The organism is Streptomyces sirii (genome assembly GCF_045690365.1).
Classification (GTDB): domain Bacteria; phylum Actinomycetota; class Actinomycetes; order Streptomycetales; family Streptomycetaceae; genus Streptomyces; species Streptomyces sirii.
This window is the reverse complement of sequence record NZ_CP147982.1, coordinates 5460399-5475671: the sequence shown is the minus strand read 5'-3', so window position 1 is coordinate 5475671 and position 15273 is coordinate 5460399. Positions and strand designations below refer to the sequence as shown.

The 15273-nt window shown below is 73.3% G+C and carries 15 protein-coding genes; 7 read left to right on the top strand and 8 right to left on the bottom strand.

Annotated features, from left to right (window positions below; all coding sequences use genetic code 11):
- Positions 1-30: 30 nt before the first annotated feature.
- Both WAB15_RS24845 and WAB15_RS24840 read right to left on the bottom strand, forming a co-directional pair.
- On the bottom strand, positions 31-1239 hold the full coding sequence (locus WAB15_RS24845) for a glycosyltransferase 87 family protein (protein WP_407289290.1): 1209 nt from the start codon (positions 1237-1239) through the stop codon (positions 31-33).
- Positions 1240-1655: 416 nt separating this feature from the next.
- Positions 1656-1865: a hypothetical protein gene (locus WAB15_RS24840; RefSeq protein WP_407287596.1), complete on the bottom strand. Its 210-nt coding sequence runs from the start codon at positions 1863-1865 to the stop codon at positions 1656-1658.
- Between the two features lie 291 nt (positions 1866-2156).
- Here WAB15_RS24840 and WAB15_RS24835 point away from each other — a divergent pair, with 291 nt between their 5' ends.
- Positions 2157-4226, top strand: coding sequence for a HelD family protein (locus WAB15_RS24835; RefSeq protein ID WP_407287595.1), 2070 nt, complete (start codon positions 2157-2159; stop codon positions 4224-4226).
- 71 nt (positions 4227-4297) lie between these two features.
- Here WAB15_RS24835 and WAB15_RS24830 read toward each other — a convergent pair whose 3' ends face one another.
- Positions 4298-4672, bottom strand: a complete 375-nt coding sequence (locus WAB15_RS24830; RefSeq protein WP_407287594.1) for an ArsR/SmtB family transcription factor — start codon at positions 4670-4672, stop codon at positions 4298-4300.
- 183 nt (positions 4673-4855) lie between these two features.
- Between WAB15_RS24830 and WAB15_RS24825 the strand changes: the two genes are divergently transcribed.
- Entirely contained in the window at positions 4856-6145 is a 1290-nt protein-coding gene (locus tag WAB15_RS24825) for an MFS transporter (protein WP_407287593.1), read from the top strand.
- Between the two features lie 29 nt (positions 6146-6174).
- Here the strand turns inward: WAB15_RS24825 and WAB15_RS24820 are convergent, their stop codons facing one another.
- Positions 6175-6903 carry a copper homeostasis protein CutC gene (locus WAB15_RS24820; RefSeq protein WP_407287592.1) on the bottom strand — a complete coding sequence of 243 codons (729 nt, stop codon included), beginning with the start codon at positions 6901-6903 and terminating at the stop codon, positions 6175-6177.
- A 127-nt stretch (positions 6904-7030) separates the two neighbouring features.
- Here WAB15_RS24820 and WAB15_RS24815 point away from each other — a divergent pair, with 127 nt between their 5' ends.
- Positions 7031-7732 (top strand): hypothetical protein, encoded by a 702-nt coding sequence (locus WAB15_RS24815; RefSeq protein WP_399148611.1) that lies wholly within the window; start codon positions 7031-7033, stop codon positions 7730-7732.
- A 67-nt stretch (positions 7733-7799) separates the two neighbouring features.
- Positions 7800-9053, top strand: coding sequence for a Cmx/CmrA family chloramphenicol efflux MFS transporter (locus WAB15_RS24810; protein ID WP_407287591.1), 1254 nt, complete (start codon positions 7800-7802; stop codon positions 9051-9053).
- A gap of 130 nt (positions 9054-9183) precedes the next feature.
- On the opposite strand, the gene WAB15_RS24805 is transcribed toward WAB15_RS24810, so the two are convergent.
- The 3 genes from WAB15_RS24805 to WAB15_RS24795 all read right to left on the bottom strand — a co-directional run bounded on the left by WAB15_RS24805 (position 9184) and on the right by WAB15_RS24795 (position 10598).
- Complete coding sequence (locus WAB15_RS24805) at positions 9184-9729, bottom strand: pyridoxamine 5'-phosphate oxidase family protein (protein WP_399148613.1); 546 nt, start codon at positions 9727-9729, stop codon at positions 9184-9186.
- Positions 9730-9908: 179 nt separating this feature from the next.
- Positions 9909-10184 carry a DUF4031 domain-containing protein gene (locus tag WAB15_RS24800; protein ID WP_407287590.1) on the bottom strand — a complete coding sequence of 92 codons (276 nt, stop codon included), beginning with the start codon at positions 10182-10184 and terminating at the stop codon, positions 9909-9911.
- A 51-nt stretch (positions 10185-10235) separates the two neighbouring features.
- The gene (locus WAB15_RS24795) at positions 10236-10598 is read right to left on the bottom strand and encodes a hypothetical protein (RefSeq protein WP_407287589.1); all 363 of its coding nucleotides are present in this window, start codon (positions 10596-10598) and stop codon (positions 10236-10238) included.
- A 178-nt stretch (positions 10599-10776) separates the two neighbouring features.
- On the opposite strand from WAB15_RS24795, the gene WAB15_RS24790 reads away from it, so the two are divergent.
- The 3 genes from WAB15_RS24790 to WAB15_RS24780 all read left to right on the top strand — a co-directional run bounded on the left by WAB15_RS24790 (position 10777) and on the right by WAB15_RS24780 (position 14440).
- Positions 10777-11691, top strand: coding sequence for a MurR/RpiR family transcriptional regulator (locus WAB15_RS24790; protein ID WP_399148776.1), 915 nt, complete (start codon positions 10777-10779; stop codon positions 11689-11691).
- A gap of 42 nt (positions 11692-11733) precedes the next feature.
- Positions 11734-12675 (top strand): N-acetylmuramic acid 6-phosphate etherase, encoded by a 942-nt coding sequence (gene murQ, locus WAB15_RS24785; RefSeq protein WP_407287588.1) that lies wholly within the window; start codon positions 11734-11736, stop codon positions 12673-12675.
- A 148-nt stretch (positions 12676-12823) separates the two neighbouring features.
- Complete coding sequence (locus tag WAB15_RS24780) at positions 12824-14440, top strand: PTS transporter subunit EIIC (protein ID WP_407287587.1); 1617 nt, start codon at positions 12824-12826, stop codon at positions 14438-14440.
- 339 nt (positions 14441-14779) lie between these two features.
- Here the strand turns inward: WAB15_RS24780 and WAB15_RS24775 are convergent, their stop codons facing one another.
- Positions 14780-15244, bottom strand: a complete 465-nt coding sequence (locus tag WAB15_RS24775) for a hypothetical protein (RefSeq protein ID WP_399148618.1) — start codon at positions 15242-15244, stop codon at positions 14780-14782.
- Positions 15245-15273 lie beyond the last annotated feature (29 nt).

Below are 15273 nucleotides of genomic sequence, written 5' to 3'. Positions count from 1 at the left end.
CAGCCACCTCCCGTACGTCCCCCCGCCGGATCACCTCCGGGGCCGGGCCGGCAGTTCACGGTCGGTCCCGGCGGTCCTCGGTACGGGGATGCGGCCGCCGGGGGCGCCCGGGGTGCCGGGGGCGTCGGCCGGCCGCCGCGTCCACCAGACCACGGTCGCCAGCAGCGCGAGGCCCAGGAGCGGGTACGGGGACGCCAGCGGCTGGTGCCACCAGGGCAGGCGCAGGTCGAGGTCACCGGTGTGCGGCACGATCCACATCGTGCGGACGGTGAAGGCGAGCGTGACGGCAGCCAGCAGCGCACGGCGCGGGCGGCTGCGCCGGGTGTGCGCGGCGAGCGCGATGAGCAGCGGCACGCACCAGACCCAGTGGTGGGACCAGCTGATCGGCGACACCAGCAGCGCCGTGACGGACGTGCACAGCACGCCCCAGGCGTCGAGGCCGCGCCGCCGGTGGACGCGGCGGGCCACCGCGAGCCCGGCCACCGCGGTCAGCACCGCCGGCACCGCCCAGAGCAGGCCCGGTTCGGGATCGTGCAGAACGCGGCTGATCAGTCCCTGGAGCGACTGGTTGTCGACGATCCACACCTTGCCGACCCGCTCGGTCTCGAACATCCGCCGCGTCCAGAACTCGATGCTGGCCTCGGGCAGCACCAGCCAGCCCAGCAGCGCCGAGACCAGGAAGCCGGTGAGGGCGGTGCAGGCGGCCTTCACCCGGCCGGTGATCAGGAGGTAGACCGCGAAGATCGCGGGGGTGAGCTTGATGCCCGCCGCGAGGCCGGTCGCGAAGCCCTTCAGGCGCGCGCCGTCCGGACGGGAGAGGTCCCACAGCACCAGGCCGGCCAGGGCGAGGTTGACCTGGCCGAAGACGAAGGTCTGGAAGACGGGCTCCAGCCAGAGGCCCAGTGCGGTGACGGTCAGGAGGGTGGGCACGCTGAGCGCGGCCTTGCGCAGGCCGGCGGCCTTGCAGGAGAGGTGGATCAGCAGGGCGAGCAGCGCCGCGTTGACGACCACGGCCGCGATCTTGAGGGTGCCGAGGGAGAGCCAGGTGGTGGGGATGAAGAGCAGAGCGGCGAAGGGCGGATAGGTGGCGGGGAGATCCCACCGGGTGACCGTGAAGCCGTAGAGATCACCGCCGGTCGCGGCGGCCTCCCCCTCGGCGCGGTAGACGGCGATGTCGGACATCGGCATCGGCTGGACCTGGTAGAGCACCCACAGCCCGGCGAACGACGCCACGAGCAGCACGGCCGCGGGTATCAGTCGGCGGGGGTTCGTGGTGCTCAGGTCCCAGGTCCGCCTCCAGGTCCGTCTCCACGTCCGTATCCCGTCGGCGGCAGACACCCTTTGACCCCCTCGTCGTCGCCCTGAGCGCATGCTCTGTCGCCCTGAGCGCGCCCCTGCGGCGACGCTAGTGGATCGAGGCCGACCTTCTGTAACGGTTTTTGGTCATCTGGGTGGCCGGGCGGAGTCGGCCCGGAGTCGGCCTCATGGACGAGTCGATGCGGAGGCGACGTCGTACACGAGCGGCCGGGGGTCGGCTCGGCACGTCGGACGGTACGGAGTCGGCTTCGTCCCCGAGGCGGCACGGAGTCGGCTCTGGGCACGAGGGCACACGGGGCGGCCCCGGTACGCGGGCACCGCGGCGCGCGGGGACGGGCTCAGTCCTCCGCGTACTCCCCCAGAACGGCGACGCTGAAGGCCGCCCCGGCGAAGACCTTGATCGCGCGGAGGGCGTTGCCGACGAGATGGCGATGCCCGTGGACGACCGCCGCGCCGGCGGCGGAGCCCGGGCCGAGGGCTGTCGCGCCTCTGGCCGGGTGGAGTGAGGGGGAAGGGACGGCGGCTGATGGAATCGCTGCGCTGCTCATGCCTCCATGATGGGATTCACCCGATTGCAGCACATCGGTCCATAGGCCCATCCCGCACGGGATTTCCGTCAGCCTCCAGGCCCACCCCACCCCCTACGGGAGACCGACGTGGGTCGGGGTTCTCCCTCACGGGTACGGCCGCCACCGTAGGGGAGAAATTCCGTTGGCGCCGTCTGCGGGGCTGAACTACACTCCCGCGTCTGCCTGCCTCCCGCCGAGGAGTGCCGCCGTCCGGTCGGAAACCGGACGGCCCTTCGCTTCACGCCGCTGACCCGCCCCGGAGGCAACGCCGTGCCCTCGCACGCCCACCGACCCGCACCCCACGACCCCCTGCAGCGCGAAAAGGACCACCTCGCCGCCTCCCGCGCCGCGCTGCGCGCCATGCGCGCGGACGCCGAGGCGCTGAACATCGCCGACGTCACCGCGAACTGGGTCAACGCCGAGGTGCTCCAGGGGGAGATCGACGCCCGGATCAAGGCGCTCGCGGACCTCTCCCACACCCCGCTCTTCTTCGGCCGCCTGGACTACCTCCACGCACCGGGCGTCGACCTCGCCGAGGGTGCCGCGGGAGAGAACTTCTACATCGGCCGGCGGCATGTCCACGACGCCGACGGCGACCCGATGGTCATCGACTGGCGCGCCCCCGTATCCCAGCCGTTCTACCGGGCCTCCAAGAAGGACCCGATGGACCTCGAACTGCGCCGCCGATTCGGTTACACGGGCGGCGAGTTGACCGCGTACGAGGACGAGCACCTCACCGACCCGGCGGAGGCGGCCCGGACCAGCCGGCTGCTGCAGTCGGAGATCGAGCGCCCGCGCGTCGGCCCGATGCGGGACATCGTCGCCACGATCCAGCCCGAGCAGGACGAGATCGTGCGCGCCGGCATCGGCGGCTCGGTCTGCGTCCAGGGAGCGCCGGGCACCGGAAAGACCGCCGTCGGCCTGCACCGTGTCGCCTACCTGCTGTACGCGCACCGCGAGCGGCTGGCCCGCTCCGGCACCCTCGTCATCGGCCCCAACCGCTCCTTCCTGCGCTACATCGAGCAGGTCCTGCCGGCGCTGGGGGAGTTGGAGGTCGAGCAGGCCACGGTCGACGACCTGGTGGGGCATGTGGAGGTGCGCGGCACCGACGAGGCGGCCGCCGCGACGGTCAAGGGCGACGCGCGGATGGCGGAGGTCCTGCGGCGGGCCGTCCGTTCGCACATCACGCTGCCCGAGGAGCCCTGCGTGGTCGTGCGCGGCTCCCGCCGCTGGCGCGTACCGGCGTATGAACTCGAAGAGATCGTGCGGGAGTTGGCGGAGCGCGAGATCCGTTACGGCGCGGCCCGCGAGGCGCTTCCCCAGCGGATCGCGCACGCCGTCCTGGTCCGTATGGAGCAGGCCGGCGAGGCCCCGGACGACCGGGTGCAGGACGCGGTGGCCCGCAACGCCGCCGTGAAGGCCACGGTCAAGGCGGCCTGGCCGCCGGTCGATCCGGCGAAGCTGGTGCTGCGGCTGCTGGGTGACGCCGAGTTCCTCGCCGAGCAGGCCGAGGGGATCCTCTCGCCCGAGGAGCAGAAGACGATCCTGTGGGCCAAACCGGCCCGCGGCGTGAAGGGCGCCCGGTGGTCCGCCGCTGACGCGGTGCTGATCGACGAGGCGACGGATCTGGTCACCCGCACCCACTCGCTCGGGCATGTCGTCCTGGACGAGGCGCAGGACCTCTCCCCCATGCAGTACCGCGCGGTCGGCCGCCGCTGCACGACGGGCTCGGCGACCGTCCTCGGCGACATCGCCCAGGGGACCACCCCGTGGGCCACCGGCACCTGGGAGGAGGCCCTGTTCCATCTGGGCAAGCCCGGCGCGGCCGTCGAGGAGCTCACCCAGGGCTTCCGCGTACCGCGCGAGGTGATCGCCTACGCGTCCCGGCTGCTGCCCGCCATCGCCCCCGATCTGACGGAGGCCACCTCGATCCGCGAGTCGGCGGGCGACTTCGAGATCCGCCGGGTCGAGTCGGCGGATCTGGTCGCCGCGACCCTCGCGGCCTGCGAGGACGCCCTGGCCAAGGAGGGTTCGATCGGCCTGATCGCCGCGGAGGTGCGGATTCCGCTGCTCCGTGCGGCCCTGGAGGCGGCCGGTGTGACCTGCCTGTCCCCGGGCCAGGAGACCTCGGCCGCCGCCCGGTTGACGCTGGTGCCCGCCACGCTCGCCAAGGGCCTGGAGTACGACTACGTGGTCCTGGACGAGCCGGCCGCGATCGTCGACGGCGAACCGGACGAGCGGACCGGCCTGCGCCGCCTGTACGTGTGCCTGACCCGGCCGGTGTCCGGCCTGACGGTGGTCCACGCGGCTCCGCTTCCGGAGCAACTGACCAACGGGTGAGCGGGGTTGGCCGCACCCCAGGGCTGAGCGTCGGGCGCGCCCCGAGCGGTCCGGGGGGAGGGACGCGCCGGCTAGGGCAGTGACACGTCCTGGATCTCCTCCCCCTCAAGGGACGTCAGCAGCCCCTCCAGGAAACCGGGGAAGCGCGCGTCGAGTTCGGCTCGGCGCAGCTGCACGAAGCGGTTGCGCCCCACGACCCGCGTACTGGTCAGCCCGGCCTCGCGCATGATCCGCATGTGGTGCGAGACGGTCGACTTGTGCAGATGCGCGAGCCCCAGCCGCTCCGACGAGCAGTCGTACTGCTGCCCGCTCGCGTAGATCCGCAGCAGATGCAGCCGCGTCGGATCCCCGAGCGCGTGCAGCACCTTCACCAGCTGGATGTCGGCGGCCTCCGGCTGCTCCAGCAGCGTGCCCTCGCCGTCGCCCGCATCGACGTCATTCACCACGGCGCTGCGCCTCCTTCCGCCACTCGCCCGACCTCGCCCGGTCTCACCGGCCTCACCCGGCCCACTCTATTTCCCGATCCATCCCCCGAATTTGTTTGACATCCATCCAACAATCTCTATTGTTTGACGCACATCAAACTTACCCGTCCGCCTGCCCCGCCACCCGTACCGGGAAGGACACCCGTGCGTCTGCGTCTACTTCTGCTCGCCCTCGGCACCTTCGCCGTCGGCACCGACACCATGGTGACCGCCGGCATCCTCGGCCTCGTCGCCCGCGACCTGGACATCTCCCTCCCCGCGGCCGGCCAGATGGTCACCGTCTTCGCGCTGTCCTACGCCGTGCTCGCCCCGGTCCTCGCGACCGCCGCCGCCCGGTGGCCGCGCCGCCGGGTGCTGCTGACCGCGCTCACCGTCTTCACCCTCGCCAACGCGCTCAGCGCCCTCGCGCCCACCTACCCGGCCCTGCTTGCCACCCGGGTGCTCGCCGCGGCCGGCGCCGCGCTCTACACCCCGACCGCGAACGCCGTCGCCACCACCCTCGTACCGCCGGAGCGCCGCGGCCGCGCGCTGGCCACCGTCCTCGGCGGCATGACCGTGGCCACCGCGCTCGGCGTCCCGCTGGGCACCTACCTCGGCCGTACGGACTGGCGGCTGACGATGTGGCTGGTGGTCGCCCTGGGTGCCGCGGCGTTCCTCGGCCTCGCCCTCCTGCTGCGCGGCCTCCCGGCCCCGACCGCGGCCCCCGACCTGCGCACCCGCCTCGCCCCGCTGCGCGACCGCCGCGTCCTGGGGGCCACGGCCACCACCCTGGTGTTCTTCCTCGCCATCAACGTGGTCTACATCTACCTCGGTGCGGCGGTCGGCTCCGCCACCGGCGGCGACGCGGGCCGGCTCAGCCTGATCATGCTGGTCGCCGGCATCGCCTCGGTCGCCGGGAACTGGCTGGGCGGCCGGGCCGTCGACCGGCTGGGCACCCGCGCGGTGCTGCTCGCCGGCAGCGGTGCGGCCGCGGCGGCCTACCTCGCCCTGCCCTGGCTCTCCGGCACGATGACCGGCGCGCTGCTCTACTCCGCCGTCTCCCCGCTCGCCGCCTGGGCCGTCGCGGTCGCGCTGCCGCACCGCATGGCCTCCATCGACCCGCCCAACGCGCCGCTGCTGATCTCCCTCAACAGCAGCGCCCTCTATCTGGGCATCGCCGCCGCGGGCGGCGCCGGCAGCCTCGCCCTCACCGTCCTCGGCAACCGCTGGTTCCCGCTCGCCTCGACGGCGCTGACCCTGGTCGTACTGGCCCTGTCGGCCGTCACGACGCGACGGTCGGCGGACGGGACGGGCGGGACGAACGGGACCGACAAGGCGGACGGAACAAAGCGGGCTGACGGCCCGCGGACCGCGACGGTCAAGGACACCTCCGCCGGCAGCTCGGCCACCGACGACACCACCGCCGCCGCCGTCCAGGGCGCCGGCCACCGCTGACCCCTGAGGACGGCAAGGCCGGCGCTGCCCTACAGCCCGCCGCCCGGCACCTCCACCCGGTCCAGCGCCTCCCGCCACCGCCGTACCGCCGCCGCGTCCACCGGCGCGGACCAGCCGGCGGGCCGGGCGGCGCCCCCGATGTGGAACGCGTCCAGGCCGACCGCGCGCAGCGCCGGCAGATGGCCGAGCCCGAGCCCGCCGCCGACCAGGATCCGCGGCGCGTACCCGGGCTCGCCCGCCGCCGTACGCGCCCGCTCCGCCAGCAGCACCGGCAGCCCCGCGTCGACACCGTTGGCGTCACCGGCCGTCAGATACGTGTCGAGCCCGGAGGCGAGGGCCGTACCCGCCAGCTCCTTGCGCAGCGCGTCGCGGTCGGCGGCCCGGTCGATGGCCCGGTGGAAGGTCCAGCGGCAGTCACCGACGACCTCGGCCAGCGCCGCCACCGCGTCGAGGTCCACCCGGCCGTCCGGCGTGAGGAACCCCAGGACGAACTCCCGCGCGCCCTCCGCCCGCAGCGCCGCCGCCCGCTCGCACAGCGCGCGAAGGTCACCGGCCGCGAACCCGTCGGCGGCCCGCAGCATCACCCGCAGCGGGATGTCGACGGCCGCCCGGACCGCCGCGAAGGTGGCCAGGGAGGGCGTGAGCCCGTCGGCCGCCATGTCGGCGACGAGTTCCAGCCGGTCGGCACCGCCGGCCTGGGCGGCGACCGCGTCCTGTGGCCCGAGGGCGATCACCTCCAGGAGCGCGCGCTTGCTCATATGACCCCATTCCTTCGAAGACGGCGCGGCGGGCGGGGCCCGGCGCCGGGGAAGCCCACATCGGACAACAGGTCTAGTCCAATATCCCAGCGTACGGCCTGCCCGGCGCTCCGGCACAATGATTCCCATGACCTCCGTGCCCCGTACGGCCGACACCACCGCCCTGCTGGAGGAGCTGCGCCGGCGCTGGGCCACCACCGTCGCCGCCGCCCGCGACGGCCGGAAGTCCGCGGCGCCCCCCGACGCACCGGCCCCGGACCCCGGCCCGTACGCGGACAACCTCCTTGCCCGATGGAGCGAGCCGCAGCGCCACTACCACACCGTCGAGCACCTGGCCGCGGTCCTGACACGCATCGACGAACTGGCCGGACACGCCGACGACCTGCCCGTCGTCCAGCTGGCGGCGTGGTTCCACGACGCGGTCTACCGGCCGGACCGCTCCGAGAACGAGGAGCGCAGCGCCGCCCTCGCCGAACGCGCACTGCCCGAGCTGGGCATCGGCGCGGCCCGCACCGCGGAGGTCGCCCGCCTGGTGCGGCTCACCACCACCCACGAGCCGGCACCCGACGACCCCGACGGCGAGGTGCTGTGCGACGCCGATCTCGCGGTGCTCGGCGGCCCACCCGACGCGTACGCGGCCTACGCCGCGGCGGTCCGCGCCGAGTACGCCTTCGTCCCCGACCCCGACTTCGCCGCCGGGCGCGCCGCCGTACTGCGCCAACTCCTCGCCCTGCCCCACCTGTTCCGCACCCCGCAGGGCTACGACCGCTTCGAGCACCTGGCACGCCGCAACCTGGCCACCGAGCTGGACCTCCTGGGCGGCGGGTGAGCGACCTCTCACCCACCGGACACCGTGGCCGGGAATGCCCGCCGTCCTACCCGCGTTAGTAGCCGACATGCCAGCACCACCATCCGACCGCGCCCGCCTGCCCATCGCCGTCTACGTCCTGGGCCTGTCCGTCTTCGCGCTCGGCACGTCCGAGTTCATGCTCTCCGGCATCCTCCAGCCGCTCGCCCGCGACCTGGGGGTCTCCATCCCGCAGGCCGGACTGCTGGTCTCCGCCTTCGCGATCGGCATGGTGGTCGGCGCCCCGGTGCTCGCCGCGGCCACGCTCCGCCTGCCCCGCCGTACGACGCTGATCGCGCTGCTGGCGGTCTTCGGCCTCGGCCAGGTGGCCGGCGCGCTGGCGCCCTCCTACGGAATCCTCTTCGCCTCGCGCGTCGCCAGCGCACTGGCCTGCGCCGGCTTCTGGGCGGTCGGCGCGGCCGTCGCCGTATCGCTGGTGCCGGTGACCGCGCGGGCCCGCGCGATGGCCGTGATGGTCGGCGGCCTGAGCATCGCCAACATCGCCGGCGTCCCGGCCGGCGCGCTCCTGGGCCAGCACGCCGGCTGGCGCGCCGCGTTCTGGGCGGTGGCCGTACTCGCCGCGATCGGCCTGGTCGGCGTGGTGGCGCTGGTGCCGCGTACGGCCGTGCCCACCGGCGACGACCGCCCGCAGCTGCGCCGCGAGCTGACCATCTACAAGGACAAGCAGGTATGGCTGGCGCTGATCGCCACGGCCATGAACGGCGCCGCGGTCTTCGCGCTCTTCTCCTACCTCTCGCCGCTGCTGACCGACACCGCCGGCCTCGCCGAGAGCTGGGTGCCCACGGTCCTCGCGCTCTTCGGTGTCGGCGCCCTGATCGGTACGTTCATCGGCGGCCGGATAGCCGACGCGCATCTGTTCGGCACCCTCTTCGGCGGCATCTCCGCCTCGACCGTCGTACTGGCCGTCCTCGCGCTGACCGCGCACAGCCCGTTCGCCGCCGTCGCGCTCTCCCTGATGCTCGGGGTGACCGCGTTCACCACGGCCCCGGCCCTCAACGCCCGGATGTTCAACGTGGCCAACGCCGCGCCGACGCTGGCCGGCGCGACCACCACCGCCGCGTTCAACATCGGCAACACCCTCGGCCCCTGGCTCGGCGGCCTGGCCATCGGCGCGCACTGGGGCTACCCGTCCGTGGCCTGGACCGGCGCGGCGCTGGCGGCGGTGGCGGTCGTCACCACCGGCCTCGCCTACCGCCTGCACCGCTCGACCAGCCGCTCCCGGCTCGTCGCCGGATCGCCGAAGACGGCTCCCCCGCTGCCGGAGACCGTCGAACAGCGCTGACCCGGCCGGGTCGAAGCGCGCTGGTCCGAGCCGGGGCGCGAACGGCACCGACACGGTCCGGGCGGGGGCGCCCCCATGGTCCCCGCCCGGCCGGATCAGCGCCGCTTCGTCCACTCCCGAGCCCCTTCGTTCACCCCTCGCCCTCGAACGTCCACCGCGTCTGGCTGAACTCCGACTCCCCCCGCCCGAAGCCGAAGGCCCTGCGGGGCTCGACGCGGAAGACGATCGCGCGGCCGCCCCGGTGGTCGAACCCCCCGTCGCGGACCTCGAACCGCCAGTCGCTGCCGTACTTCTCCACGTACAGCTCGGCCAGGCGGCGCAGCGTCGACTCGTCCTCGACCCGCTCCACCTCGCCCTCGACGACCACATCGAGGCCCACATGCAGGTCGTTGCCGCCGGCGGTGGAGGTGGTCAACACACAGTGCGGGTTGGCCGCGAGGTTCTTGGCCTTGCGTTCGCCGGGGCCGGTGGTGAAGTGCAGGGCGTCGTCCGCCCATACGGCGAGCAGCGGGGTGACATGGGGGCGGCCGTCGGGCCGGACGGTCGCGAGCCAGAAGATCTCCGCCTCGGACATACCGCCGACGGCCGCGGACCATGCGGTCGCCTCGGCGTCCTGGCTGCTGTAGGCGGGATCGAGCTCGGTGACCGGTTCTCTGCCCGGTGCGCTGACTGACATCGCTGTCCCCTCTCGGTACGCCGCTGTCGGTGCGGTGCGCTCGGCACGGCGCACGGCCAGGCCCATCGTGCGGGGAGGCGACAGCCGCCCGCCGCTGCGACGCACCGCAGCGGGCCGTACGGGTGCGGGCCGTGCGGGTGTGGCCGTACCGGTACGGGCGGCGGGCCCGGCTCGGCGCCCTACGGCTGCGACGGCGGCCGGTGCTTGGGCCGGCGCAGGCCCGCGGCCGTCAGCCGGCGCAGCAGCTCCTTGCTGCCGACCTGGACCGCACCGGCCCGCACCGCGTCGTCATAGCGCTCCGCCGGCAGGTCGTAGTGATCGCGCTCGAACGCCCGCCGGGGCACACCGAGGCGCGCGGCGAAGGCGTGCAGCTCGCTGAAGGACTCGTCGCTGACCAGATGCGACCACATACGACCGTGCCCCGGCCAGATGGGCCGGTCGATATAGACCGCCACGTCAGCCCTCCGGTCGGATCGCGCCGTCAGTCCCGCGCACGGGCAGCCACCTCAGCCTTCCGCCTGGGCGCGCAGCCGGCCCACCGGGGCCACCGCGACCGCCGTCTTGGGGCAGACCCAGTGCGGGTCCGGCCCCAACTCCGGTTCGACATCGAGGGCATGGGGATCGCCCGACTCCGTGCACACGGGGCACAGCGGCCAGCGGCCGTACCGCTCCAGGAGGGCGTCCTGGACGTCCTGCGCTATCAGTCCCGCGACGAATTCCGCGCCTTCAGGCCATTGCTCCACCCACCACCGGCGGTGAACGACCGCGTCCTCCACGAGCGAGACGATGTCGGCGTCGGCCACCTCGTCCGCCATCAGGTCGGCGAGCACCAGCGCCCGCGCGGCGTGCAATGCCTGTTCCAGCTCCATGCCCCCCATTGTCTCCCGACCGCGAGCCGACGCCCGGCGTCGTCCACAGCCCCGCCGCGGGTCGTGCCCGCCGTCCACAGCCCTCACGGAGGGTATTGACGCGACGGGCGGATGAAATTACTTTTCAAGGGTGAGTAGCAGCGTGAAGGAAACTTTCAAGAAGGAATCTTTCAAGGAAGTGCCGGTCGAGACCCGGCCGGCCCCGACCCCACCCGCCCCCGCGGCGCTCGCCGCCAAGGTCCGCACGCTCGCCCCGACGATGACCCGCTCCATGCAGCGGGTCGCCGAGACCGTCGCGAGCGACCCGGCCGGCTGCGCCGCGCTCACCGTCACCGGCCTGGCCGAACGCACCGGCACCAGCGAGGCCACCGTCGTACGGACCTCCCGGCTGCTGGGCTACCCGGGCTACCGCGACCTGCGCCTCGCGCTCGCCGCGCTCGCCGCGCAGCAGGCGGCCGGCGGCGCGCCGGCCGTGACCGCCGACATAGCGGTCGACGACTCCCTCGTCGACGTCGTCGCCAAGCTGGCGCAGGAAGAGCAGCAGTGCCTGGCCGACACCGCGGCCGGACTGGACGTCACCCAGCTCGAAGCGGCCGTCGCCGCGCTCTGCGCGGCCCGCCGCATCGACGTCTACGGCATCGGCGCCTCCAACCTCGTCGGCCAGGACCTCGCCCAAAAGCTCCTGCGCATCGGCCTGATCGCGCACGCCCACGCCGACCCGCACCTCGCCGTGACCAACGCCGTGCAGATGCGCACCGGCGACGTCGCCGTCGCCATCACCCACTCCGGCCGCACCACCGACGTCATCGAGCCCCTCCGCGTCGCTTTCGACCACGGCGCCACGACCATCGCCGTCACCGGCCGCCCCGACGGCGAGATCGCCGCCTACGCCGACCACATCCTGACCACCTCCACGGCCCGCGAAAGCGAACTCCGCCCCGCCGCGATGTCGTCCAGGACCAGCCAACTGCTCGTCGTGGACTGCCTGTTCATAGGAGTGGCCCAGCGCACCTACGAGACCGCGGCGCCCGCCCTCTCCGCGTCCTACGAGGCCCTGGCCCACCGCCACTCCCCCCGCAACTACCGGCACTGACCCCGCCCGCCGTCCGCCGCCGCTGGAAAGAGCCGTCAGCCCATGACCTCCACCGCCGACCACCACACCGACCTGCGGGCCCAGCTCGACACCCTGACCACCGAGGCCTTCCGCCCCGACCTGGCCGACATCGACCGCCGCCCGACCCTCGACATCGCCCGCACGATGAACGACGAGGACGCCACCGTCCCCGCCGCCGTCGCCGCACGCCTCCCCGAGATCGCCGCCGCGATCGACGCCACGGCCGCCCGGATGGCCCGCGGCGGCCGCCTGATCTACGCCGGCGCCGGCACGGCCGGCCGCCTCGGGGTGCTGGACGCCAGCGAATGCCCCCCGACCTTCAACACCGACCCGTCCGAGGTCCTCGGCCTCATCGCAGGCGGCCCGTCCGCGCTGCTCACCGCCGTCGAGGGCGCCGAGGACAGCGAGAAACTCGCGGTCGAGGACCTGACCGAGACCGGTCTGACCGAGCTCGACACCGTCGTCGGCATCTCGGCCTCCGGCCGCACCCCGTATGCGATCGGCGCGGTCGAGCACGCCCGCGCCCTCGGTGCACTGACCATCGGCCTGTCCTGCAACGCCGGTTCGGCGCTGGCCGCGGCCGCCGAACACGGCATCGAAATAGTGGTCGGCCCCGAGCTGCTGACCGGCTCCACCCGCCTGAAGGCCGGCACCGCGCAGAAGCTCGTGCTCAACATGCTCTCGACCATCACCATGATCCGGCTCGGCAAGACCTACGGGAATCTGATGGTCGACGTCCGCGCCTCCAACGACAAGCTGCGGGCCCGCTCGCGGCGCATCGTCGCACTCGCCACCGGCGCCACGGACCCGGAGATCGAGACGGCACTCGGCAGCACCGGCGGCGAGGTGAAGAACGCCGTCCTCACCCTCCTCGGCGACGTCGACGGCCCCACCGCCGCCCGCCTCCTCGACGCCTCCGACGGTCACCTCCGCGCCGCCCTCGAAGCAGCCCGCAAACACTGACCCCATAGGGCGCCAACCACCCGAACCGCCCCACCCACCGCCGCCGGCCACGCCACCCCACACATCCGGTGTGCCCCCACGCACCCGGTGCCCCACAGCGCCCGGTGCCGGTGCCGGTGCCGGTGCCCCCCACAGCAAGGCACCCCACATGCCCGAACACAAGCACCGCGCCACCGCCGCCGCGATCCTCCCCCTCGTCGGCGGCGCCGAGAACCTCACCTCCATCGCCCACTGCATGACCCGACTCAGACTCGGCATCCAGGACCGCACACGAGTCCAGGACGAGGCCCTCAAGGCACTACCGGCCGTCCTGGGCGTGGTCGAGGACGACACCTACCAAATCGTCCTGGGCCCCGGAACCGTCGCCCGCGTCACGCCCGAACTCGAACACCTGGTGCGACAGACCCGCACGCCCCCCACCCCGCCGCCTCACCAACCACCCGAGGGGGCCACCCCCCGCAAGGAACCAACTACTCTCCGTAATCGTTGCCGTAATAGGAAGGAGGCCACCAAGGCGAACAGACAGCACGCACCCACGGCGAAGCCGAGGAAGCAGGCACCCCAGCCACATACCGCCACTGCCACCACCGCCACCACCGCCGAGCAACTCGCCGCCCAGGGCGCCGCCATCAAGGCCCGTCAGAAAGCCAGAAACGCCACCCCGGTCAAGCTCTTCCTCCGCCGGATCGCGAACATCTTCGTCCCGCTGATCCCGGCGCTCATCGGCTGCGGCATCGTCGCCGGCATCAACGGGCTGCTGGGCAACCTCGGCTGGCTGCCGTCCATCGTCCCCGCCCTCGCCGCCATCGCCTCCGGCTTCCTGTCGCTAATCGCCGTCTTCGTCGGCTTCCACGCCGCCAAGGAGTTCGGCGGTACGCCCGTCCTCGGCGGCGCCGTCGCCGCCATCACGGTCCTCCCCGGCGTCGCGCACCTCACCGCCTTCGGCCGGCACCTCTCCCCGGGCCAGGGCGGCGTACTCGGCGCGCTGGCCGCGGCACTGCTCGCCGTCCAGGTGGAGAAGGCCTGCCGCAGGGTGGTCCCCGAGGCGCTCGACGTCCTCGTCACCCCCACCCTTACGGTCCTGATCACCGGCCTGGTCACGCTCTTCGGCCTGATGTACGCGGCCGGCGAGGTCTCCACCGCCGTCGGGACCCTCGCCAACTGGCTGCTCGCCCACGGCGGAGCGCTCGCCGGCTTCGTCCTCGGCGGCCTCTTCCTGCCCCTCGTCATGCTGGGCCTCCACCAGGCCCTGATCCCCCTGCACACCACTCTCATCCAGCAGCAGGGCTACACGGTCCTGCTGCCGATCCTCGCCATGGCCGGCGCGGGCCAGGTCGGCGCCGCCCTCGCCGTCTACCTCCGCCTCCCCGGCAACCGCTCGATCCGCACGACCATCAAGTCCGCCCTCCCCGCGGGCTTCCTGGGCGTCGGCGAGCCGCTGATCTACGGCGTCTCACTGCCCCTGGGCCGACCCTTCATCACGGCGGGTATCGGCGGGGCGTTCGGCGGCGGCTTCATCGGCCTGTTCCACCAACTCGGCGACACGGTCGGCGCCACGGCCATCGGTCCCTCCGGCTGGGCGCTGTTCCCCCTGGTCAAGGGCAACCAGGGCATCGGCACCACCATCGTCATCTATGCCCTGGGCCTCGCCGTCGGCTATGTCACCGGCTTCCTCGCCACCTACTTCTTCGGCTTCAGCAAGCAGCTGCGGACGGACCTGAACGCGGAGCGGGAAGCGGACGCCCCGGCCGGGGCGGGGACCTGAGAGCCCCCTCCGCCCCTGAGGCCACGTCAGGAAGTTGAGCCCCCTCCACCCCAAGGCCACCTCAGGGCTTGAGACCTCGCTGCCCCGGCGGCCACGTCAAGCCCTACGGCCACGCCAAGAGCTAGGGCCGCTCCCTCCGCGGCCGAGGCCACGTCAAGCCTCGGGCCTCCTACACGTCCGCGACCACCCCGAGCGCCGGGGCCCCTACACGTCCGCGGCCGCCCCAATTCCCGGCGCTCACCGCCCCAGACCCCGGGACTCACCACTCCGGCTCCCGGCTCCCGGCCCCGGACCCCGCGTCACCCTCAAGGCCCGCCTCATCCCCCGGCCGGCCCGGCCTCAGCCCTCGGCCCTCAGCCTCGATCTCTCCGTCTCGCGCAAGGTCAAGGCGTGATCGAGCAGGCCGAGTGCCCGCTGGCGTCCCCGTTCGCGGGATTCGATCTCCTGGGCGCTCTCGCCCGTCGTCGCGACGCGGGGGCACTCGGGGCACGACCAGTGATCCGTCCACCCCCGGGCCGGTGGCCGCATCGCCACCTCGCAGTGGGGACAGTGCACCGTCACGGTCTCGACATGGCCGCAGAACGCGCAGACCCAGACCGGGCCTTCGCTGTCCCGCTGCTGCCACATGGTCCGCCGGCACAGCGGGCAGCCGGTCGTACCGATCCCCAGCGACCCCATGATCGGCGGCTCGGGCGTGGCATCGGCATAGGCGACGATCTGCTTGCGCAGCCGGTCGTCCGTGGTGTTGGCCATCCTCAGCAGCCGCACAACACGGGAACGGACTTCTTCGACAAACTCGGTCATCGTCGCAGCAGCGTACGCCGCTCCCCGCC

What these genes read in the sequence shown, in the direction of transcription:
- WAB15_RS24840 (WP_407287596.1), bottom strand. Translation starts at nt 1,865, where the DNA reads ATGAGCAGCGCAGCGATTCCATCAGCCGCCGTCCCTTCCCCCTCACTC.
- WAB15_RS24820 (WP_407287592.1), bottom strand. Translation starts at nt 6,903, where the DNA reads ATGAGCAAGCGCGCGCTCCTGGAGGTGATCGCCCTCGGGCCACAGGAC.
- WAB15_RS24815 (WP_399148611.1), top strand. Translation starts at nt 7,031, where the DNA reads ATGACCTCCGTGCCCCGTACGGCCGACACCACCGCCCTGCTGGAGGAG.
- WAB15_RS24810 (WP_407287591.1), top strand. Translation starts at nt 7,800, where the DNA reads ATGCCAGCACCACCATCCGACCGCGCCCGCCTGCCCATCGCCGTCTAC.
- WAB15_RS24805 (WP_399148613.1), bottom strand. Translation starts at nt 9,729, where the DNA reads ATGTCAGTCAGCGCACCGGGCAGAGAACCGGTCACCGAGCTCGATCCC.
- WAB15_RS24795 (WP_407287589.1), bottom strand. Translation starts at nt 10,598, where the DNA reads ATGGAGCTGGAACAGGCATTGCACGCCGCGCGGGCGCTGGTGCTCGCC.
- murQ (WP_407287588.1), top strand. Translation starts at nt 11,734, where the DNA reads ATGACCTCCACCGCCGACCACCACACCGACCTGCGGGCCCAGCTCGAC.
- WAB15_RS24780 (WP_407287587.1), top strand. Translation starts at nt 12,824, where the DNA reads ATGCCCGAACACAAGCACCGCGCCACCGCCGCCGCGATCCTCCCCCTC.
- WAB15_RS24775 (WP_399148618.1), bottom strand. Translation starts at nt 15,244, where the DNA reads ATGACCGAGTTTGTCGAAGAAGTCCGTTCCCGTGTTGTGCGGCTGCTG.